The 21,786-nt window shown below is 44.7% G+C and carries 21 protein-coding genes and 1 pseudogene; 10 read left to right on the top strand and 12 right to left on the bottom strand.

The features are described 5' to 3' along the window. Positions 1-40 precede the first annotated feature (40 nt). The 11 genes and pseudogenes from moaD to fdhD all read right to left on the bottom strand — a co-directional run bounded on the left by moaD (position 41) and on the right by fdhD (position 10,973). The gene (gene moaD / locus G6554_RS07305; RefSeq protein WP_166240252.1) at positions 41-274 is read right to left on the bottom strand and encodes a molybdopterin converting factor subunit 1; all 234 of its coding nucleotides are present in this window, start codon (positions 272-274) and stop codon (positions 41-43) included. Next, positions 267-734, bottom strand: a complete 468-nt coding sequence (locus G6554_RS07310) for a molybdenum cofactor biosynthesis protein MoaE (RefSeq protein ID WP_207342938.1) — start codon at positions 732-734, stop codon at positions 267-269. Before G6554_RS07310 ends, moaD begins: the two co-directional genes overlap by 8 nt. Then, positions 735-2,663: a molybdopterin biosynthesis protein gene (locus G6554_RS07315; RefSeq protein WP_166240254.1), complete on the bottom strand. Its 1,929-nt coding sequence runs from the start codon at positions 2,661-2,663 to the stop codon at positions 735-737. It lies immediately after the preceding gene. A gap of 15 nt (positions 2,664-2,678) precedes the next feature. Next, positions 2,679-3,911 carry a molybdopterin molybdotransferase MoeA gene (locus tag G6554_RS07320; protein ID WP_166240257.1) on the bottom strand — a complete coding sequence of 411 codons (1,233 nt, stop codon included), beginning with the start codon at positions 3,909-3,911 and terminating at the stop codon, positions 2,679-2,681. Between the two features lie 26 nt (positions 3,912-3,937). Continuing rightward, positions 3,938-4,534: a molybdenum cofactor guanylyltransferase gene (mobA, locus tag G6554_RS07325; RefSeq protein WP_166240259.1), complete on the bottom strand. Its 597-nt coding sequence runs from the start codon at positions 4,532-4,534 to the stop codon at positions 3,938-3,940. A gap of 16 nt (positions 4,535-4,550) precedes the next feature. Then, the gene (locus tag G6554_RS07330) at positions 4,551-5,360 is read right to left on the bottom strand and encodes a formate dehydrogenase accessory protein FdhE (RefSeq protein WP_166240261.1); all 810 of its coding nucleotides are present in this window, start codon (positions 5,358-5,360) and stop codon (positions 4,551-4,553) included. Positions 5,361-5,608: 248 nt separating this feature from the next. After that, a complete protein-coding gene (locus G6554_RS07335; protein WP_166240263.1) occupies positions 5,609-6,322 on the bottom strand; it encodes a formate dehydrogenase subunit gamma in 714 nt (237 codons plus the stop codon). Continuing rightward, complete coding sequence (locus G6554_RS07340) at positions 6,315-7,142, bottom strand: 4Fe-4S dicluster domain-containing protein (RefSeq protein ID WP_166240265.1); 828 nt, start codon at positions 7,140-7,142, stop codon at positions 6,315-6,317. Before G6554_RS07340 ends, G6554_RS07335 begins: the two co-directional genes overlap by 8 nt. Next, positions 7,139-9,544: pseudogene (gene fdnG / locus G6554_RS07345) on the bottom strand (formate dehydrogenase-N subunit alpha); the annotation flags it as partial. The pseudogene fdnG and the gene G6554_RS07340, both read right to left, overlap by 4 nt. A gap of 12 nt (positions 9,545-9,556) precedes the next feature. Further along, positions 9,557-10,129 carry a twin-arginine translocation signal domain-containing protein gene (locus G6554_RS26315; RefSeq protein WP_207342937.1) on the bottom strand — a complete coding sequence of 191 codons (573 nt, stop codon included), beginning with the start codon at positions 10,127-10,129 and terminating at the stop codon, positions 9,557-9,559. Between the two features lie 64 nt (positions 10,130-10,193). Continuing rightward, on the bottom strand, positions 10,194-10,973 hold the full coding sequence (fdhD, locus tag G6554_RS07350; protein WP_166240267.1) for a formate dehydrogenase accessory sulfurtransferase FdhD: 780 nt from the start codon (positions 10,971-10,973) through the stop codon (positions 10,194-10,196). A gap of 465 nt (positions 10,974-11,438) precedes the next feature. Here fdhD and pdxK point away from each other — a divergent pair, with 465 nt between their 5' ends. From pdxK to bshB2, 3 genes are all read left to right on the top strand, one after another. Continuing rightward, positions 11,439-12,281, top strand: a complete 843-nt coding sequence (pdxK, locus tag G6554_RS07355; protein ID WP_166240269.1) for a pyridoxine/pyridoxal/pyridoxamine kinase — start codon at positions 11,439-11,441, stop codon at positions 12,279-12,281. A gap of 213 nt (positions 12,282-12,494) precedes the next feature. Then, complete coding sequence (locus G6554_RS07360; RefSeq protein WP_166240271.1) at positions 12,495-12,842, top strand: YojF family protein; 348 nt, start codon at positions 12,495-12,497, stop codon at positions 12,840-12,842. A gap of 24 nt (positions 12,843-12,866) precedes the next feature. Beyond that, positions 12,867-13,538 carry a bacillithiol biosynthesis deacetylase BshB2 gene (bshB2, locus tag G6554_RS07365; protein ID WP_166240273.1) on the top strand — a complete coding sequence of 224 codons (672 nt, stop codon included), beginning with the start codon at positions 12,867-12,869 and terminating at the stop codon, positions 13,536-13,538. 394 nt (positions 13,539-13,932) lie between these two features. Here the strand turns inward: bshB2 and G6554_RS07370 are convergent, their stop codons facing one another. Next, positions 13,933-14,676, bottom strand: coding sequence for a Crp/Fnr family transcriptional regulator (locus G6554_RS07370; protein WP_207627545.1), 744 nt, complete (start codon positions 14,674-14,676; stop codon positions 13,933-13,935). A gap of 265 nt (positions 14,677-14,941) precedes the next feature. Between G6554_RS07370 and G6554_RS07375 the strand changes: the two genes are divergently transcribed. The 7 genes from G6554_RS07375 (at position 14,942) to G6554_RS07405 (ending at position 21,750) form a co-directional block, all read left to right on the top strand. Further along, a complete protein-coding gene (locus G6554_RS07375; protein ID WP_166240275.1) occupies positions 14,942-15,394 on the top strand; it encodes a cytochrome C in 453 nt (150 codons plus the stop codon). An 18-nt stretch (positions 15,395-15,412) separates the two neighbouring features. Continuing rightward, positions 15,413-17,281, top strand: coding sequence for a Sec-dependent nitrous-oxide reductase (nosZ, locus tag G6554_RS07380; protein WP_166240277.1), 1,869 nt, complete (start codon positions 15,413-15,415; stop codon positions 17,279-17,281). Between the two features lie 213 nt (positions 17,282-17,494). Continuing rightward, the gene (locus tag G6554_RS07385) at positions 17,495-18,079 is read left to right on the top strand and encodes a hypothetical protein (RefSeq protein WP_166240279.1); all 585 of its coding nucleotides are present in this window, start codon (positions 17,495-17,497) and stop codon (positions 18,077-18,079) included. Beyond that, positions 18,076-19,416, top strand: coding sequence for a nitrous oxide reductase family maturation protein NosD (gene nosD / locus G6554_RS07390; RefSeq protein WP_166240281.1), 1,341 nt, complete (start codon positions 18,076-18,078; stop codon positions 19,414-19,416). The genes G6554_RS07385 and nosD overlap by 4 nt, the downstream gene beginning before the upstream one ends. Beyond that, complete coding sequence (locus G6554_RS07395) at positions 19,380-20,177, top strand: ABC transporter permease (protein ID WP_166240283.1); 798 nt, start codon at positions 19,380-19,382, stop codon at positions 20,175-20,177. The genes nosD and G6554_RS07395 overlap by 37 nt, the downstream gene beginning before the upstream one ends. Further along, positions 20,174-20,851: an ABC transporter ATP-binding protein gene (locus G6554_RS07400; RefSeq protein ID WP_166240285.1), complete on the top strand. Its 678-nt coding sequence runs from the start codon at positions 20,174-20,176 to the stop codon at positions 20,849-20,851. Before G6554_RS07395 ends, G6554_RS07400 begins: the two co-directional genes overlap by 4 nt. Further along, a complete protein-coding gene (locus tag G6554_RS07405; protein ID WP_166240287.1) occupies positions 20,848-21,750 on the top strand; it encodes a FixH family protein in 903 nt (300 codons plus the stop codon). Before G6554_RS07400 ends, G6554_RS07405 begins: the two co-directional genes overlap by 4 nt. Positions 21,751-21,786: the final 36 nt, after the last annotated feature.

A 21,786-nucleotide genomic window follows, 5' to 3' on the forward strand; every position in this document is an offset into this window, starting at 1 on the left:
TTTTCCCTCACTCGGGTAGTCTGAACCTACTATCGCAGCATCAGCCGCCACTAACCGGCGGAATAAACGCAATCTCGTCACCGTCGCGAATTACCTCATCGTTTGAAGCAAACTCTTCATTAATTGCGGTCATCACGGTTTCCAACCGCGGCAAATCATACTGCATCGATAACTCAGCCTTCAATTCAGCCACCGTTTTCCCGCCGGCTTCTAGCGACAAAAACTCCGAGCCTACTGCATCACGTAAATGAGCGAAAAACAATACTTTATTCATCTAAATCACCTTCCTCAGGCTTACCGCTTGGATATGCGACCTTTTCAAGCTGATCCCCCATCCACGATTCGCCGTCTTCCCAATGCTCTTTTTTCCAAATGGGGACAATTTCCTTGATCCGTTCAATCGCATAGCGGTTCGCTTCATAGGCGTCGGCGCGGTGCGGCGTCGAAACGGCAATCACCACTGCAACATCGGTAATATCTAGGCGCCCGACTCGATGTGTAATCGCCACACAAGAGCCTGCCCAGCGCTCTTCAATTTCGGCACCAATCTGCTCAAGCTTTTTCACTGCCATCGCTTCATATGCTTCATAAATCAAAAACAATGTTTTCTTGCCATGGGTTAATTCGCGGACGGTTCCAATAAAGGTTGTAATCGCACCCGCCTCACGCTGGACCACTTTATCAATCACCGCTTGAATATCAATCGGTTCTTTAGAAATTTCATACATCTTCATTTATTTCACCTCTTCGGCCAAGCATTTCAAGACCGGATTCTCAACCACCTGATACCCGCCAATTTGATCAACCTGCTCCCGGAAGGCAGCTGATTGAATAATGGCCAGAAGCTGTCTGCCGCTTTCACTTTCATAAAAGCTGCGCGTCATCACTAAATCATATTCTTCATCGGCAACAGGAACAAAGTCCAAGCCCATCGCCTTTGCTGCCGGATAAATCCCGAGCCCGGCACCATTGGCATCCCCGTTCACTTCCGCCGCCACCGCTAAATGGGAGAACATTTCCCGGTCATAACCAGTAATCACTTCCGGCTCCAACCCAGCCTCTTCCAGCAGCAAATCAAACAGGATGCGGGTTCCGGCTCCTTTTTGACGATTGACAAAGTTCGCCCCCGTCCGGACTAAATCTGTGACCGCAGCAATTTCAAGGGGATTCCCTTTTGGCAGAATCCAGCCTTGCTTCCTTTTTAAAAAGGGGTAAAGAACCACGTCTTGCCCGGCTAACATTTTTCGGACATATGAACTATTATATTGCTTTGTGCTTGGGTCAAGCAAATGAATGCCTGCTACATGGGCCTCGCCCTTCCGAATCGCCATGATGCCGGCCATGCTGCCGACATGGGAGGAGACAATTTTCCGCTCTGTTCGGACACGTTTCAGCTGTGAAGATAACAGGTCAATCGTCAAATCATGGCTGCCGCAAAAGACAATGGCATGTTTAATCTCCTCAAGTGGGCGCAGCAGTTCTACTTCTGCCGTTTCCCCTTGCTCATAGCCAATCACATTTGGCGGTACAATTAGCAAACCGTCTGCTCTGACATAGGACATCGTGACCCCTGCCGCTCGTGTCAACGGATTGGCGACAAACTGGCCATCTACGTAGCCGATATTCATGCGCACGAAGTCTTCGGCACCCATTGAGGAAACAATGCGGCGCCCAAGTTTGACCGTAACCGTTTGCCGCTCGGGTTCTGGAATCCCCAAGTATTGGCAAACAAGTGGACGCACAAACCACTCAAGCGCTAAATAGGCAGATACAGGATAGCCTGGCACACCGACGACGATTTTCCCGTTTATTTTTCCCAAGACGGTTGGTTTCCCAGGCCGTGCGGCGACCCCATGGGTATAGACCTCGCCGATTTCTGCAATGATGTGGACCGTGAAGTCCTTCCTGCCTGCTGATGAGCCGGCATTGATGACGATAATATCAGAAGTTTCAGCTGCTTCTAGCAGCACTTCCTTAATTTTCTCCGGCTCGTCCTTGACGATTGAATGGAGTTTCGGCTCACCGCCCCACTCCTTGATAAATCCAGAAAACACTGTGCCATTGAATTCAATTATTTTTCCGGAAGCTAACTCAGAAGCCGCTTCGACGAGCTCGTTGCCTGTCGGGATAATCGTGACCACCGGTTTTTTGACAACAGGTATCACCAGCTGCTGGGCAGCGAGCAGCACACCTAAATCCGCCGGCCGCAGCGTATGTCCTTGCGGGAACAGCATTTCCTCTTGGACGATATCCTCGCCAATTGGGCGAATATGCTGCCATGGTGTGGCTGGTTCAATGATTTCAATCGTATCCTCATCCACCACATGGACATGCTCAATCATAATAACGGCGTTGAACGGGGAAGGGATGGCATTCCCGGTATCAACAAAGCAAAATTCCGACTCTTTCTTTAGAAAAAGTGGATGTTGCTCATGCGCTTGATAGGTGCTTTCGGCAACAACGGCAATTCCGTCCATTGCTGAGGCGTGGTAGTGCGGCATCGAGACCTTCGCAAAAATCGGTTCAGCGGTCACACGCCCCAAAGCGTCAACCGTCCCGAGATAATCAATATCGGGTGTCAGCTCACAGGCCGCCAGGATTTGTTCTCTTGCTTCCGCTCGGGGTTTATCTTCTAAGTAAATTTTGCGTTTATACTGTTCCATGCTTCTCGCTGCCCCCTACCTTGAGGGAATCACAGGAACATAGTCACCCTGTGAAACCCCTTCTTTTTCTGAACTAATCTCGACAATGCCGTCGCTTTTGACCAATGTGGTAATCAAACCGGATTTTCCGATAATCGGCTCCGCCCACCATTCGCCCTCTTTTTCAAATAAGCGTACACGGATATAATCTGCTCGTCCCATTGACGAGGGAATATTCTTCGTGATCTTGGCAAACATCCGCTCCGGTTTGTGCTCGATTTTTTCACCCTTAAGCTTTCGTAAAATCCGTTCACCGAACAGCTTGAAGATAATCATCGCACTCGCAGGATGTCCTGGCAGGCCAATGACAGGTTTGCCATTTGCCACCGCTAAAATCGTTGGTTTCCCTGGTTTAATCGAGATGCCGTGGACAAAAACGCCTGGATCCCCCAAAGATTGAATCACTTCTGTGGTATAATCCTTTGCCCCGACTGAGCTGCCACCGGAGAGGATTAAACAATCCACCTCGTCATAGAGCTCGCGCGCGCGCGCGCGAAATTCTTCAAAATCATCACGGACAATACCGCCGTACACGACATCGACATTCCATTCGTTCGCAAGGCCGGCAATCGTTAAATAGTTAATGTCGCGAATTTGCCCTTCTATAAGTGTTTTTGTTTGATAGGGGACGATTTCATCGCCTGATGAAAGGTAACCGACCTTCAATTTCCGAAAAACTAGCACCTCTGCAATCCCCAAAGACGCTAAGGCCCCTAATTCCTGCGGCCGCAGCCTCGTTCCGGCCTTTAGGAGAATTTCCCCTTCTTTAATATCCTCCCCGGCACGAATCACATTTTCACCGGGCGCAACTTGCTTATATGTATTTAAGAGGCCCTCTACGTCCTCACAGTGTTCAATCATCAGCACACTGTCACTGCCCTTTGGCATCATTCCGCCTGTCGGTACATATACCGCGGTGCCGTGGCTAACAACAGCATCAGGGACTTCGCCCATTTTTACTTCTCCAGCTACGGTTAAAAAGCCGGGCATGGATTCAGAGGAACCATACGTATCCTTCGCGCGAACAGCATACCCGTCGACAGTTGAGCGATCAAAACTAGGCACATTTTCCTTCGCTACTACAGGCGAAGCTAAAATATCGTTTAATGCCTCGCCAAGCTCTCTACCCACTGTTTGTCCAATCACCGGTATGTTTTCCTCGATTAAGGCAAATGTTTCTTCAACTGTTTTCACTTTGAAAAATTGCATGGTTCCCTTTTTCCCCCTTTAAAAAATCAATCTGCCTCGGCCCACTTCTTTGCCTCTTCATATTCATTCGGGTGATTCATATTAAAAAAGACTCGTTCGATATCAAGATGACTATAAGTCTGTAGTTCTGTTTCGGTTACATACAAGACGTTTAATTGGTCAAGCAAATGCTTCATGCGCAGCCGCCCTGCCTCAATACTAGAAACAACCTCTTCGACCGTCTTCTTTTGAAAAACAGCAAATAACGGATGTTGTTTTCCATTTATAACGGGAATAACCGCATCATAGTGACCACAGTTATGAACAAGTGCTTCGGCAAGCTCTGTTGAAACAAACGGCATATCACAGGCAACAATAAAGTTTACATCATAATCAGATGCCAGGAGGCCTGCATGCACCCCTGCCAGCGGCCCCATCCCCGGAAACTGATCCGCAACCATCCTTAATCCCAAAAATTCATATTGTTCAGAATCATTCGTTACTAGAATTATATCATCAAATAGCAGTTTAAGTGCATCTGCTATTCTTTCGATGTTCGTTTTCTCATTTATTTTTAGCAGCGCCTTATTCGTGCCCATTCGGCTTGATTTTCCGCCTGCTAAAATAATCGCTGCAGCTTTCATGTAAAAAAACACCTTCTTAATTTGTCTGTTTTTTTTCACCTAGCGAGTTATAACCGTTTTCCTGTGCTACAAAATCAAGGTGGATGGAATTTAAATCTAGTAATGCTACTGACGGTTTCGAGATATATTGTCTCGTATCTATAATTTTAATATAGCCCTTACATTCTTCGCAAACTTGAATTTGCGAGGTGGCATCGCCTTCAACGGTTAAAAACTGGATCGTCTTATGGTCTTCATTGCCGCAATGAGAACATTCCAAGCGCTTGGCATGCCAATTAGCATGGCAGCGAGGACAATGAATGGCTTTTTTCCCCTCTTCTTCAAGCGTGGCCAACCGTGCAGGCTCGCCGCAAACAGGGCAGCCAGCCCCCGGAACGGCATGGTTAATCATCGGCTGAACCTTTTCAGCCGTTAATTGTAAGTATGGGCGAAGGGCGGTCTCTGCCAGGAATTGCGGGATCCATTCTTCGAGGCCGTGCTCTTCGGCAAAACTGGTAAAATACACTTCGTTAAACGAAAAGGCTTCGTCAATCCAGCGGATCGCTGTTTCCTCGTTAAGAAGGCTCGCAATACAAGACAATTTCGCCTCGAGATCGGGAATGAGTGTTACTAGTGTGGTATTTATTTCGTCTATCCACTGTAAGAATAGGGAAATGTCAAAATCAATAGCCGATAACGCGGCAGCCGGCACTCCTGCTTGCATCGCAGCCTTATCAAGGTTTGGTCTAATGGTTTCCGGATCTATCTGAAGCTTCCACTGTTCTTGAAGCTTGATGATTCCTTTTTGCAGGTCTTGATATTCTTTTGAAACAACGGATTTGATCATCGTTGTTACACCTCATTTTTTGATATTTTTTGATTCGCTCATTGACTGCTTAAATTCGCTCATTGAAACTATTTATTCGCTCATTGACTGCCTAAATTCGCTCATTGAAGCTTAAAATTCGCTCATTGACCCCAAAATTCATGATCAGCACCCAATTGTGTCGTAAAAAAAGACCGATTTTTAAAGGAAAAGGCTGTCGTAAACTATGACAGCCATTCCTTTTGATTATAAAATTGAAAACGAATGGTTTATGCGCCTTTTTTATGCTTTGGATCATCGAGGTCAGGGAAGTTTCCCTTTTTCACTTCTTCGTCATACCAGTCGGCATAGTGGCCTTTTGCCCACCAGGCAGGAACTTTTCCGGTTACAACGCCGGAGTAGCCTGGTCTCGAATGTTTATGGACTACAGAAAGGTAAATATGTCCGACGATCACAGCAATTCCTAGTCCGAACCCAATGTTATGAAGGACGTAGCCCCATTGTACAAGTGCTCTTGGGAAGTACTCAGGGAACCACATCGTGAAGCCTGAAACAATAACCAAGATAGCACAGAAGATCTGAAGAATGGAGTTGATTTTTTCACCAGCGTTAAAGAAGGTTTGTCTGACATGCTTAAACTTGAAGCCGAATAATTCTTTCACGAATTCACTGAAGAATTCAAGGTCGCGCTTCTTCCAAGTGATTAATTCCTTCATCCAGTGAATAAAAAACTTCGGACTAAAGATCAATAATATGAAGGTAGGCGTTATGAATGCTACCGCAAAAATTCGGTGCAGGAGCCGGGCCATCGCCGGGCCGCCAAAAACCGGATACAGCCAGTCAAAGAACTCCGTATACATCGGCAGGGCCGTGATGTATAGGGCAAAGAAGGCAATTCCATTGATTGCATGCGCCCAAACAAACGCCTTTGGAAAACGTTGTATCTTTACTTCCGCTTGCGGGTGGGTTTGCTTATTACTCATGGCTGCCACCTCCATTTTCGTCCTCGTCATTCGCTTTTTTACTAAAAAACTTATTGGCAACAAATGCGCCGACAACTGCCATGGTGGTTGCCCCAATCATGGCCTTGCCGATTGGCTGGGCATAGTCTTTCCAGACAACGGCTGATGTTGGTACTTTAGGGTTTTCAGGCAAACCATATACAGATGGCCGCTCTGCTAATACATAAATTGTATGTGTACCGCCAACACCTTGCGGATTATACACTTGAGCATTTGGATAACGGCCCTTGATTTCCTTCACACGCTGTTCTGCCTTTTTGATCATCGCATCTTGGTCGCCAAACTCCATTGCGCCAGTATGACAAGTCGTTACGCAGGCCGGCTGTAAGCCCTCGTCGATTCGGTCGGTACACATGGTGCACTTATGCGCCTTGCGATACTCTTTTCCGTTCTTATCCTTATATTCCTTCAAGGAAATTACCTCAAACGGACAGTTCTGCACGCAATAGCCGCAGCCTACGCAGGTATCTTGATCAATGACAACCGTTCCATACTTCGTATAGCTGATGGCATTTTCCGGACACACCTTTTCACAGGCGGCATCTGTACAATGGAAGCAGGAGGAATGGCGGAAAAGGTATTCTAAATCACCTTTTCCATTCTCGTGTTCAATAAACTGAAGAACATTCCATGTATCCGCTGTTGTTTTCGCATGTGATTGGACACTGCCAAGGAAATCTGTCGGCTCTGCCGGGAGATCATTCCAGTTTTTACAGGCGACCATACACGCGCGGCAGCCATCGCACTTTGTTACATCGACATATTTTACATACTTACTCATACGTCAGCCCTCCTAACGTTACAGAGGAATGCTTTATATTCAGGAATCATCGTATTCGCATCCCCAATATGCGGAGTCAGACGGTTGGCTGTATCCCCAGTGGCAAAGCCTTTATAGCCAAAATGCCATGGCATTCCGATTTGGTGCACTTTTTTGCCTCTTACTGTAAATGGCTTATAGCGTTTCGTGACCATTGCATAGGCCTTGATTTCGCCGCGTGCCGAGCTGACAATGATTTTGTCTTTATTCTTGATGCCTTTTTCTTTTGCGAGATCTTCACTTAATTCCACAAACATATGACCAGCAAGCTCTGAAAGCCATTCTTGGTTTCTTGTCATCGAGCCGGACTGCCAGTGTTCACTTAAACGGTAGGTTGTGGCCACGATCGGATAGTCCACCTTGAAGCCCTTTTTATTAAAGTCGCCTTCCATAATCACAGTTGCCGGGTTCATTTCCTGTCCAGAGAAAGCATTTGGAACAGGGCTTTCAAATGGTTCATAGTGTTCTGGGAACGGTCCGTCGTTTAAAGTTGGTGCAAACAATAATGCCACACCGTCTTTATTCATCATAAAGGCACCCGTACCTCCCGGTTCAGTTGGTGCAGTTACGGCCTTAAAGTCTGGGACATCATTACCGACCCATTTCTTCTGGGCATCATCCCACCAAATAACAGCCTTATCCTTGCTCCATGGCTTGCCGCTTGGATCGGCAGAGGCACGGTTATAAAGAATGCGGCGGTTCATTGGCCATGCATAGGACCAGTTCAAATAATGCTCGCCGCCTAGATCCTTGTTATCACGGTTCTTCGATTTATTTTTGCCTTCTTCAGGATAGAAACCAGAATAAATCCAGTTACCGCTTGACGTCGAACCGTCATCTAATAGGGCCCCAAAACCGGAGATTAGTTTACCTGTTTTCAAATCGTAGCCATTGATTTCTTTGGCCACAAGATCAATATCCGGTTCTGCTCCGGTACCGTAATTCCAATCAAGCGCTAAGAATGGTCGATCCGCTGATTTTGGACTGTTGGCGTATAGTTTTTTCAGTTTTAAGGCAAGTTCATGGATGATATCGAGATCGGGTCTTGCTTCGCCTCTGGAATCAATTGCCTTCCAGCGATATTGCATCCAGCGTGAGCTGTTGGAAATACTGCCTTCCTTTTCAAAAGAAGCGCTCGCTGGCAGTAGGAATACTTCCGTATTAATCTTTGCTGGATCACTGCCGGCTTCTTTTTGCCAGAATGCCGATGTTTCTGTCTCCCAAAGATCAATCGCTACCATCCATTTCAGTTTTCCAAGAGCCTCTTTTTCCTTACCAGCGTTCGGACCTCCGACAACCGGGTTTGTTCCAAACAGGAAGGTGCCATCAAGCCCACCATCGTACATCGCTTTAAAGAGATTGATATGGGAATAGTTTTTATTTCCCTTTGGTAAAAATTGATAGCCAAATTCATTTTCGGCTGTAGCATTTGCGCCATACCAAGATTTCAGCAAGCTGACAACGAATTTTGGTTTATTGCTCCAATACCCTGTTTTTGGTGTTTCTTTTTCCAAATAGCCTTTAAGGGTGGCATGCTCCGGAACCGTAGCTTTTGGTGCACCCAGGTAGCCTGTTAGGTTATCGAATAATAAGCCAAAATCTGTTGAGCCTTGCACATTGGATTCACCACGCATGGCATTGATGCCGCCGCCAGGGATTCCGATATTTCCTAACAATAGCTGCAGGATGGCATAAATACGGACGTTTTGGGAACCGACTGTATGCTGGGTTGTTCCCATTGCATACATGATTGTACCGGACTTTCCAACCTTACCTGTTTCACAGAATGTTTTACAAACCTTTAGATAGTCTTCCTGTGCTGTTCCAGTCACCGTGGTAACTGTTTTTACATCATAACGGGAATAGTGCTTTTTCATTAATTGGAACACGGAACGCGGATGCTCCAAGGATTCATCGACGACAGGCTTGCCATCTTCCGTTGTTTCAAGCGCCCATTTTGTTTTATCGTATGCTCGTTTCGCTTCGTCATAGCCTGAGAAAAGGCCATCATTAAAGTCATAGCCTTCTTTCACAATAAAGGAAGCGTTTGTATATTTAGCCACATACTCCTTGTGGATGAGATTGTTTTCAAGCGCATAATGGATCATTCCGCCGATAAATGGGATGTCCGTACCGGAGCGGAGTGCTGCGTAAACGTCAGCTTGTGCAGATGTTCTAGTAAACCGCGGGTCAACGGACACAATTTTGCCGCCGTTTTCCCTTGCTTTTGTCAACCATCTAAAGCTGATTGGATGGTTTTCCGCAGGGTTTGCGCCGATTATCAACGCACAATCGGTATGCTGCAGATCATTCCAATGGTTAGTCATTGCTCCACGACCAAATGTAGGTGCCAGACCGGCAACCGTTGAACTATGTCATATTCGTGCCTGGTGCTCTAAGTAGGTGACACCAATCCCTCTCATTAGTTTCGCGAGCAAATACGTTTCTTCATTATCAAGTGCTGCGCCGCCTAAGCTGGCAATTCTCTCTGTTTTATTAACGGTAATGCCGTTTTCTACTTCAACAAATGATTTGTCACGTGTTTCTTTTGTACGCTTGGCAATGGTATCAAGCATCCATTCCCAATCCTTTTCCTCCCACTTATTGCTTCCAGGAGCACGGTAAAGCGGTTTTGTTAAGCGTTTTTCTGAGGTGTACAACTGTCTTAGTGTTGTACCCTTACTGCATAGCTTTCCTTCGTTAATTGGATTATCCGGATCCCCTTCCGTATAAACCACGGTATTGTCTTTGGTGTGGACAAGGATTCCACATCCGACACCACAGTAGCAGCAAATGGTTGGTGTTACAGTAGATTTGGCAATTTTAAATTCTTTTGTTTTCGCATAGGCCTTTTTCTCGTTAAAACCAAGTTCGACAACTGCAAGCGTTGCGGCAGTAGCGCCCGATAGTTTTAAAAATTGCCGGCGATTTAAGTTCATTTCAACCATCACTATTCTCCTTCCCAAGAATATAGATTAGAACATCCCTTTTTCTCTATCTAAATCTGCAAGTTTAATTGATTCCCCCCTTCACTGCATCTCGGGCGGCTAGCTCGATATTTAGATCGTTTTCAACTCTGCCTGCTGAGGTATATACAGTAGCCATTTTCCCTCGTAAATAGCCAATGACCTCGATATTTAAGTATTTTGCCAGCTGCACAGCCTGCTTGGTAGCGGCCGTGCGTGAGCCAATGACAGGAAAGCCGAATTTCGCAGCCTTTGAGAGCATTTCATATGAAACCCGGCCGGTTGTCAGTAAGATTAACCTTTCGGGCTGTAAACGATTTTTAAGTGCATGACCAATAATTTTATCGACGGCATTATGGCGGCCAATATCTTCCCTGATAGTAATGGATCCGTCTTCTTCAATTATACAGGCCCCGTGCATTCCGCCTGTTTCAAGGTAGAAACGTGAGTTTTGGGCAAATTCACTTCTCTTTTTTAAAAGATAGCTTAATTTGAAGGTTTGACCCGAAGTCACTTTGTCAAAATTTTTCACATCTGTCATTGAAAAGAAGGTGACACCCCTGCCACAACCTGCTGTATAATGCTTCTTCTTGGAAAATACTTGTTCCTCGTCAAAATGAGAGCTTAATGAAACATGGATGCTTCCCATTTCTTCGTTGATTAGGATGGACGCGATATCACTTGCGTCCTCGATAAATCCTTCAGAAAACAAATATCCGTATGTCCAGTCCTCCAGGTCGAATTTTGTCAGCTGAAATACAGCCATTTCATACCCGTTGATCAGTAACGAAATGGGATATTCATCAGGACACCCTTTGCGGTTCATTGTTTTCACTTCCCCCCAGGAAATCTTTCCGTATTTATTCATTGTAAAAATAGTAGCAACGATGCTCAGCGACATTTGTCACTTTGCTAAACAACGGTCACAACCATCATTCGATTTTAATTACCATTAAACACATTCACTTAACAAAGAATGAACCAATAAAAACGGATATCGTAATTGTGACAAATTTTCTACAATTTCAGCAGTACACATTTGGGCAGCAGTAGGTAAACGGTTTCATTATTTGAAACGGATGATCTTTTGCATCTATCGTACTTTTTTCTTTGTTTTTTGAAAGTAATATTTATCACGGAAAATGCTTGTAAATAGTACAAATGGTCGATTTGTCATTACTCTGTCAACATTTGTTCGAGTAGATTACTAGGTGATAATAATGACTGTTTTCTGTTAATTTTTGAAAAATGTTTTATAATAATAAGTAGGTTTTAAAAGGAGGAATACATAATGACTATCAAAAAAGTAATGACCATCGCTGGTTCCGATACAAGTGGCGGCGCGGGGCTTCAGGCAGATTTAAAGACATTCCAGGAACTTGGTGTTTACGGGATGAATGCTCTCACTTGTATCGTAACAATGGATCCAAAAGACAATTGGCACCACAATGTATTTCCCATTGATGTCGATATTTTAGAAAAACAACTGGAAACGATTCTTTCTGTCGGAATTGACGGCATGAAAACCGGTATGCTGGGAACAGTTGAAATTATCGAGTTAGTCGCAAGAAAAATCGATGAGCATAAATTAGAGCGCGTTGTGATTGACCCTGTCATGGTATGCAAAGGGGAAGATGAGGTCCTAAATCCGGAGACTGCCGATGCGATGAGGGAACTTCTTGTACCGCGCGCCTTCGTTGTTACCCCGAACCTCTTTGAGGCAGGACAGCTTGCCGGTATGAAGACACCGCACACATTGGAAGAGATGCGACAAGCTGCCGTGAAAATTCATGAATTAGGCGCAAAAAATGTCCTCATCAAAGGCGGCAGCAAGCTGCAAACAGAGGAAAAGTCGCTTGACCTTCTCTATGATGGAAAAGAGTTTAGGGTGTACGAATCAGAAAAAATCGAAACTTCCTTTACACATGGGGCGGGCTGCACCAATTCGGCTGCCATCGCTGCCGAATTGGCAAAAGGAAAGTCGGTTTACGATGCAGTAGAAGTATCCAAGGAGTTTGTTTCAGCGGCGATCCAGCAAGGCTTCCGCTTGAATGACTTTGTCGGACCGACATGGCATGGCGCTTACCGCGGCGGCAGCAGTATCACTGAGTACTGCGAAGATTGTAACGAATAAAGAATAACAGAAGAGCCAATCACCAGATTGGCTCTTCTTTTCGTGGTGTCATTCGTGGTGCCTCGTTCGTGGTGCCTGACACCGTTTCTCACATTTCGAGCATGAATTTAGCATTTTTTTAGTGATTTTAGTATGATAGTTACATTATTAAATAAGAATAGTTTATAGATTTAATAAAAGGGTCAGACCCTTTAGGGGAAGGAGTTGTTAGGTTTGCAGATTGTTGAGTTGGAACGTGTCCAGAAAGCGATTAATGACTTTGCTAATAAGGATGTCTACATTCACCTTGAAACCACAAACGGTGCCTATGCATCGCACCATAATCAAGAATTCTTTTCCGCGGGGGCTTATATCCGCAATGCACTTGTTCGATATGAGTTGGGGAAAATCACCGGAAATGGACCACATCGCGTGGGACTTAAACTAAATCTTGGCTGGATTTACGCTGAGGGGATTACCCACTTTGAAATTGACGAAGAAAATCATCTATTAATGGCGGGTCACGACCATAGTGGCAAGCTTGCCGTTGCCTTAGAGATCAGCACCACTCCATTTGAATAACGTTCATAGAAAGGAGAATACCTAATGGAAAAAGAACGCCATGTTTTAGTCGTTTTCCCGCATCCGGATGACGAGGCCTTTGGTGTCTCCGGAACCCTTGCGACCCATGTACAGAACGGAACTCCCGTCACCTATGCTTGTTTAACCTTAGGAGAAATGGGCCGCAATATGGGGAATCCCCCGTTTACCAATCGGGAAAACCTGCCGAAGATTAGAAAGGAAGAATTAAAGGCGGCCGCTAGTGCTATAGGAATTCAGGATCTGCGCATGCTTGGTTTCCGTGATAAAACGATTGAATTTGAAGATGAGGATTATATGACGAACACCATGCTCGCAATCCTTGAGGAGGTAAACCCTTCCCTCGTGATAACCTTTTATCCGGGCTATTCAGTTCACCCTGACCATGACGCCACCGGTGCGGCAGTCGTAAGGGCTGTCGGGAAGCTTCCTGCCGCCGCACGGCCAACCTTACACTGTGTCGCTTTCTCGAATAATTGTATCGAGGAGCTTGGAGAAGCAGATATTATCAACGATATCACCCCTGTTGCTGATAAAAAGCTCGCCGCCATGCGTGCCCACCGCTCGCAGACCGAGCAAATGCTAGCAGGCATGGAAGAGAAGTTGAAAAATCAAGACCCGCAAACAATGGTGTGGATCAATAACGAACGTTTTTGGACGTATAAGTTTACAAATTAAAAGCCCCCCACTTTTGGGTGCATTCTTATTAAAAGACGCAAGAATTGACGTATGAATTGGCATACGTCTTATTCTTTTTTTATTAAATTTTCTCAGGTTAAGCACTCGAGCTGATCAATAGACGGAAAAATTCCGCCTAATAGGTTATTTTTATTAAAAAGGGCCTAAATAGGCGGAGAGATTCCGCCTATTTACTCGAAAAATGCGAAAATGGGAGATTTTACTTTGTATAGTCGGAAAACCTCCCCTTATTTACCCCGAAACGAGCCCCATTCTGCATTTAACCGAAAAATCTCCGTTTATTTTACTTCCTAATGAATCTCTAATCGCCCCTAACCTCGCTGTCCTCATGAACGGCTTCCCGTCTTAAGGGCCATTTGAACCTCTTTTTACATTAGTATTCCTTATGCAGCAGCGTGCACAAACTGCACCAGTCGCGGATGATGATCTTTCTCGACTTCATATCAATGATTCCGTCCTTTTTCAATTTCGAAAAAACGCGGCTGACACTTTCCCGGGTTGTGCCGACAACCGTGGCAAATTCCTGCACCGTCAACGGAATCTCAATTTCCCATCTGTTTTGGCCTGTATTAAATTTATTCCCCAGCCGTTCGAGCGTTTTCACCGTTTTTGCATAGACATCCAGCAAGGCGACATCCCGCAGCTGTGAGGTCATTTCCCTTAGGGTATCACTCATATAGCTGATCAATTGCATGGCGAGTTCCGGATAATTGTATAAATCCTGTTCCAATTCATGCTTATCCAAAAAGAGAATTTCTCCGTCTTCGAGCATCGTCGCTGTTGCCGGATAGAACTCTGTCTTTCGGGTAAACAAGCATGCCTCCGCAAAGATATCCCCTTTTTGCTTGATGCAGACAATGATTTCATTCCCATTTTCATCCTGTTTGGTCAGTTTGACTGCCCCGGAAACAACGAAGTAAACCCCATTAGCTGCCTCATCCTCTGCAATCATTTGCTTCCCTTTTTTGAATGTAAATGTTTTAATGCGCTTTTCAATCACTCGCAGCGACTTATCTGATAAATCCTTGAATATAACAATCTTTCTTAGTAAATCCGCATGCTTTCCCCCTTTATAGACAGAAAAGTGCGGATCATTTAGACAATCTGCCGGATTCATATTCCCCACCTCAATCCCAAATTTTCATTCCACCGTCGAACCTTGCATGATCGTTACCATCTATTGTAAACAACCTCTTTCGTTGATGAAGTGATGAGATTCACAAAACGTTCATTTTTTAAAAGTCCTCTAGTTTCCTGCCTTCGGCAACCCCCTTCACAGAACGTTCAAAAACTGAAATTAAAGTGTGCCAAACATCACATTTTTAACACTTAGGAGAGTTTAGGATGAGATTGTTCATCAGATAAAAAGGAGGGGGACAAAATTGCAAAAGATCATTATTAGCTTTGTGATCAGCGCCTTACTTGGCTTTGGTATAGGCTATCTCGTGTTTGACGTTGTAATGGGGGATTCCGGTAACGAGCCCCAAGTGGCACAAACCGAAAACACAGATACCAATCAGGCTAAGGAAGAAAGCACGGATTCTAAAGAGACAGCAGCAACAACAGCTTCTGTCAGTGATGACAATATCCTTAATAAACGCGGATGCCTTGGCTGCCATAGTGTTGAAGCGCTTAACCTAAAAGGCGGGGTAACAGGTCCTGATCTTTCCAAAGCATATGAAAATGTAGAAGGAAAGCACGGCAAACCGATTGAGGAATTCCTAAAACAACCTACATCGGCTGTTATGTCAGGCGTCATTGGCGGCAACCCATTAACAGATGACCAGCGTCAGCAAGTTCTAGACCTGTTGAAGCAAGCATCTGAAGCAAAATAAAAAGGTGGTGTAAATTGAATGAAAAAATGGATTCCGATCGCTACCGGTTTGCTTGCCGGCTTCGTTGCGGCAACAATTACATTCGCTGATTTTTCCGCAAAGACGAATACGGAAGCGGCAGCAAGCACAAAGAGCGATGCTGAAAAGGTATATGTTCCTTTTGGACAAAAAGATGATTACTATTTATTCGCATCCGGCGGCCACTCTGGTCAAATGTTTATCTATGGTGTGCCATCGATGCGTAAAATTCGAACCATTCCGGTCTTCTCACAGGATTCAGCAACAGGTTATGGTTTTGATGAGCATTCAAAAAAATTAATGGGCGGCTATACATGGGGTGATCTTCACCATCCAGCCTTCTCAGAAACAAAAGGTGATTATGACGGAAAATGGATGTTTGCGACTGATGTCGGCAACAGCCGCGCTGCCGTCGTTGATCTAAAAACCTTTACCACAAAAGACATTATCAAGGTTCCAAACACAGCAGGCCCGCACTGTGCCGCATTCGTAACCGAAAATACCGAGTATATGTTCCTGCCGACTCGTTTCGCCGTGCCGCTTGGACAAAAATATGAATCACTTGATGACTACAGTCAAAAATACCGCGGTGTTATGTCAGCCGTTACCTTTGACGAGAAGAACGTGAAATTAAATATCGCTTACCAGGTTGCTCTTCCACCATGGTCCTATGACCTTTCCGATGCCGGTAAAAAAGGCTCTGCCGATTGGGCTGTCATGACGACCTATAATACAGAAGAAGCCACAACCACAATGGAAGTCAATGCCTCACAGGCGGACCGCGACTACATTGTTCTGTTTAACTGGAAAGAGCTTGAGAAAATGGTCAAAGAAGGCAAATACGAAGAAGTGGATGGCCAAAAAGTCATTTATCCTGAAAAACAAAAAGGCGGTATTTATTTAGTGCCTGTAGCGAAATCGCCGCATGGTGTCGACGTTACACCGGATGGTAAGTACTTTATTGCTTCTGGTAAATTGGCCCCAGCGATGACCGTATTCTCATTTGAGAAGGCATTTAAAGCTGTTGAAAACAAGGAATTTGCCGGCGAACGCAACGGGATTCCTATTCTTAAATACAAGTCCGTCATGGAAAGAGAAGTAAACCCTGAAAATGCCCTTGGACCGCTTCATACCCAATTTGACGACAAAGGCATGGCCTACACAACGATGTTCATTTCTTCGGAAATTGTGAAATGGGATCCTAAGACTGGTAAAACATTAGACCGTGTTCCTGTTCAATATTCACCAGGTCACTCTGTTGCTGCTGAAGGCGATACGGTAGCACCTGATGGAAAATGGATTATTGCGCTGAACAAAATTGCCAAAGACAGCTACTTATCTGTTGGGCCATCACACCCAGAGTCCATGCAATTAATTGATCTTAGCGGCAAAAAGATGAAGGTCGTTCAATCGGCACCAGTTGATCCGGAACCGCACTACGCACAAATGATCAAGGCCGATAAGATTAAAACAATTGAAGTATATCCTAAGGATCCAGAGAATAAAGACGCTGTTTACAAACAAGGTGATACAAAAATTGTCCGTAAAGGCAACGAGGTTCACGTTTACGGAATTGCGATGCGCTCAAGATTCATCTTTGATTCAAAAGCAAAACGTCCGGACGAGATTGAGGTTAACCAAGGCGATCATGTCTTTATCCATTTAACCAATATTGACTTCGACGAGGATATTACCCACGGTTTTGCCATCAATAGCTATGACTTAAACATGGAAGTACAGCCGGGGCAAACAAATACAATGGAGTTTATCGCCGATAAAGCCGGAACCTTCCCGCTCTATTGCACAAACTTCTGCTCTGCGCTGCATCAGGAAATGAATGGCTACTTCCTAGTAAAACCGAAGAATTAATAAGAAAAGCGGAAGCGCCTTGCTCAGGGGCGACAGGCATAAGACGAGCCGGCGAGAAGGTTGCTCTTTTTAACCTTCTTGACGGATTTGCTTATGACCCCGAGCCCCTAGGCGCTGCAGCTAGACAGGACCTATCTGTGGTGGGTATCAATTAAAAATAATTGGTACCCCTCTCTATTACCCTCAGTTTACACTATAAAAGGAGTGGTTAACTTGAATGATAGTAGTAGGAAAAAGAATAAATTATCGATTACCTCTTCCGTGCTGATCGGGCTTGCGGCCATACTCATTGGCGCCTCCATCTTCTTCCCTTGGTGGAAAATGGTCTTTTATGCCCCGCAATATCCGGAAGGATTGAATATCATTGTTTATCCAAACAAGCTTGCCGGGGAAATCGATATTATTAATGGACTTAATCACTATATCGGGATGTCTAACTTCGGTGAAGAAAATTTTCCTGAATTAGCCTACCTTGTTTACCTAATCGCTGGATTAGCTGTTTTGGCACTCGTAACAGCCATCCTCCGCAATAAGAAAGTGCTTTATGGCTTAATTAGCGTGATTGCCCTTGGTGGTTTAGCAGGAATACTAGATTTACATTTTGCCCTGCAAAAATACGGCTCTAATTTAGACCCAAAGGCACCCATTAAAATTGACCCATTTGTTCCACCGATTGTTGGGGAAAATACAGTGGCTAACTTTATCACCCATAGTTTACTTGGCACAGGTATCTATTTCGTGATTGCCGCCTTTATTCTCCTATTTATTCCGTTATGGAAGGATCGAAAAGTAAAATGAAAAAATTAACGCTCCTATCTTTGATTTTTTCACTTCTTATTCTGATAATACCTGAAAAAATGATGGCAGCCGAAAACCTGCAAGCGATGATCGACTCCATGAAAGAGGGAGCGGTAATAAAGCTTGAGAATAAAACGTACGAGGGCAATATCGTCATTACCAAACCACTGACGATTATTGGCTCAGATAAAACCGTGATTAAAGGGGACGGCAGCGGAAACGTAATTTCTGTTAAAGCGCCAAATGTGAAGCTAAGCCGGTTGACCGTGACGCATAGCAGCATGAACCGGAACTCTTCTGAGGAGTATGCTGCTATCAAGATTTATACCAACAACAATACAATCGAACACATTAGGATCCGCCATTCCTTTCACGGTATTTATTTAAGCCAGGCTCACAAAAATATCATTCGCTATAACGATATTAAAGGACTTGGAAAAGGGGAAATTGCCGCACAAGGCAATGGGATTCATGTTTTTTACGCCAATGATAATTTATTGTCCCATAACACCGTTGAAGGCACACGGGACGGCATGTTCTTTGACTATGCCAATCGGAATAAAAGCTATGATAATAACATCACTAATACTAGATATGGCCTGCATTACATGTACTCCGACAAAAATATTTTTAAACGAAATGTCTTTACCATGAACACGGGCGGTGCCGCCGTCATGAACTCGAACCATCTGAAACTAGAGAACAACCAATTTATCATTAACTACGGAAATCAATCGTTTGGCTTACTGCTTCTGCAGGCCAACGATAATTATATAGCGAATAACACGTTTTACATGAACCAGCGCGGTCTCTACATCGACCAGGCTACAAGAAACATGATTAAAGATAATCGCATTGTCCAAAACCAAATCGGCGTAGAGCTGTGGGCGAGCTCCAATGACCAAACGTTTACATTAAATAAGATTTCTGAAAATACGATTCCAGCCGTTACCCTCGGCGGTAAGGGGGAACGCAACGCCTGGAGCCAGGATGGCATGGGCAATGACTGGGGCGCCTCGTTCCCGCTGACCGACTTAAATCAAAACGGCATCGGTGACTTCCCGGTTGCCTATCATTCTTCCCTTCATCAGTTGATTGAGGATCAAGAATTAACAAGCCTTTTTTTAAAAAGTCCGGCCGTCACGATCTATGAAAAAATAAATGCGACACTTACAAACGATGAAGTCATGTTTAAAGACCCACACCCGCTGGCAGCGGCCAAAAAGAGACACACTGGGATTCTACTCGCGGTCCTTGGGCTCATCGCGGGCTTGATTTTACTAAAAGGGAGACATCAACTATGCATTACATTTGGAAGGAATGGAAGGAAAACATAAGAGGAAAAGGACTTTGGCTGTCGTTAAGCATCATTGTTCTGATTTCAATCAGCATTTTGTTTCGTTCCTCTGTCCTTTCATTTGATAAAGGCTTTTATGTGCTCTTAATCAATTTATTTGATACGATTATTTATTTTATCCCGATCCTGTGCCTGTTTATCGGCGCCTTCTCCATCTTTCAGGAAAAAGAACAAAAGACACTCATTATGCTGTTAACGAAAAAGGACAATTATGCTAGTTTTTTAGTGCGAAAAAGTGCTGGGCTCTATATCGTCGTTCTCATTCCGCTGCTGATTTGGTTCTTCTTGTATCTATTATTGTTAAAATTCAATTTTGGGATAGATTTCAAAGGTTATATGATCTTTGTAGCAGCGATTGTTTGTTTGAGCATGGTCTTCCTGCAAATGGGGGCCGCGATTGGCAGCTTTAGCCGCTCACGGATGCAGATTATTGGCTACACGATTTTTGTCTGGTTTTACTTTTTCTTTTTACATGATTTTATTTTGCTATCCTTTTTACCGGACATCACCCACGAAAATGTTAGGTTCTTTTCATCAGCCTACTTTTTAAACCCGCTCCAGGCCGTCCGAATGTTTTTAGAAACCGGCATGGGCGTGTATTCCTTCGGTCATATGTCTAGACTGCTAGAAAAGTTCATGTGGACGAAGCCTGTATTCTTTTTACTGGGAAATCTGTTGATCTGGCTTGCGGTTTCCTTTGGCACAGCGATTGTCTTCAACCGTAAGGAGGGATACGAATGATTAAAGTGACGGGCTTAAACCAATCCTTTGGGAAAAAAACAGTCCTGGACGGGGTCACGGTTGAAATTGGGCGCCATGAAATTTGCGCACTTGTCGGCCGCAATGGTGCCGGTAAATCGACATTTATTAATAGTCTCTTAGGCTTATTGCCAGTGAAGCAAGGAGCAATTGCCATTAACGGCATAGAAGTTTCCAAGAAAAATAATGAATGGAAAAAGGCGATTGCCTATTTGCCGGAAAAATTTATGCTTTATCCGATGCTCACCGGCTTAGAGAATATGACTTTTTTTGCGGAGGCTGTTTCTGGTACGTCAGATTTAGCGCGGATTGAACAGGTATTGAGGTCGGTCAGCCTCTGGGATGATCGCGGTGTGCAGGTGAAGTCGTATTCAAAGGGGATGCTGCAGCGTTTGGGGCTTGCCATTACTCTATATCAGGATTCCAGTATTTTGATTTTGGATGAACCGACAAGCGGGATTGACCCGCTGGGAAGGAAGGAAATCCTTGAGGTATTACGGTCGCTCCATGATAAAACGATCCTGCTTTCCTCGCACCACCTCGATGAAATTCGGCAGATTTGCACACACGTTGTCTTTTTAGATGAGGGGAAAATGGAAAAATTCACAGTGAAAGACTTTTTAGAAACACATCATTTAGGGGGAATTGAATCATGAAGAAACGACTGATGTTCACCTTGCTGCTGGTAATCGCAATGCTTGCCGGCTGTGGGTCCGGGCCTGACTATACAGTGAAAGTGACGAAGGAACTTTTTTACCAAAAGGATGCTGCAGCGCCGTTTGAAATAAAAGTAACCGAGGGGAAAAAGGCTGTAAAAGGGCTTGAGGTTTCCGCAGCATTCTCCATGGCCAATATGGACCACGGTACAACCGATTTGACATTAACTGAAGGAGCTGGCGGGACCTACTCCGGTGAGGTGGCGCTGCCGATGAGCGGTAAATATGAGGTAGCCTTTACATTGGAAAAGGACGGGAAGAAATCCGAGGAAGTCATTGACATCAACGTCGTGAAGGCCAAGGGTGTCGCCAAATTGAACGGTGAATGGATTACGAATGAGGATGTTTCTTTTTATAAGTTGATTAATCAGCTGCAGTTTGCAATTTCTCGGGAAACGGCTCAGAAAAAATACAGTGGTGTGCAATTAGAGGAAGAACTAGCCTATTTAGAGTCCCAGGAAAAGCTCATCGATGATAAAAATCAATTAGTCACGCAGATTATCCGCCTGCGCTCGATGGCGATGCTGGCAGAGGAGAAGGGTCACAAAGCGGATGCTGGAGAAGTGGATACAGCCTTGGGGAAAGTACGCGACCAATATAATGGGTATGAATCCGCTGGAAAGTTGATTCGTGACTATGGCGAAGAGAAGTTCTGGTCAACGGAAAAACAGCAATACGAGATGATTGTTCTCGCACAAAAGGTGCAACAGGATTTAGTTGCTCAAGTAAAAAAGGAAAATCCAACAATGGCTGAACAGGAGGTCTACTTCCAGGCGCAAAAAAAATACGAGGAACTCCTCGTCTCCCAAGTAAACTCCTTAAAGATAGAAATTCTTTAGGGAGTCTCTTGGCTTTCCAGGTACATCCGCGTTCGT

This window comes from Bacillus sp. MM2020_4 (genome assembly GCF_011250555.1).
Classification (GTDB): domain Bacteria; phylum Bacillota; class Bacilli; order Bacillales; family Cytobacillaceae; genus Neobacillus.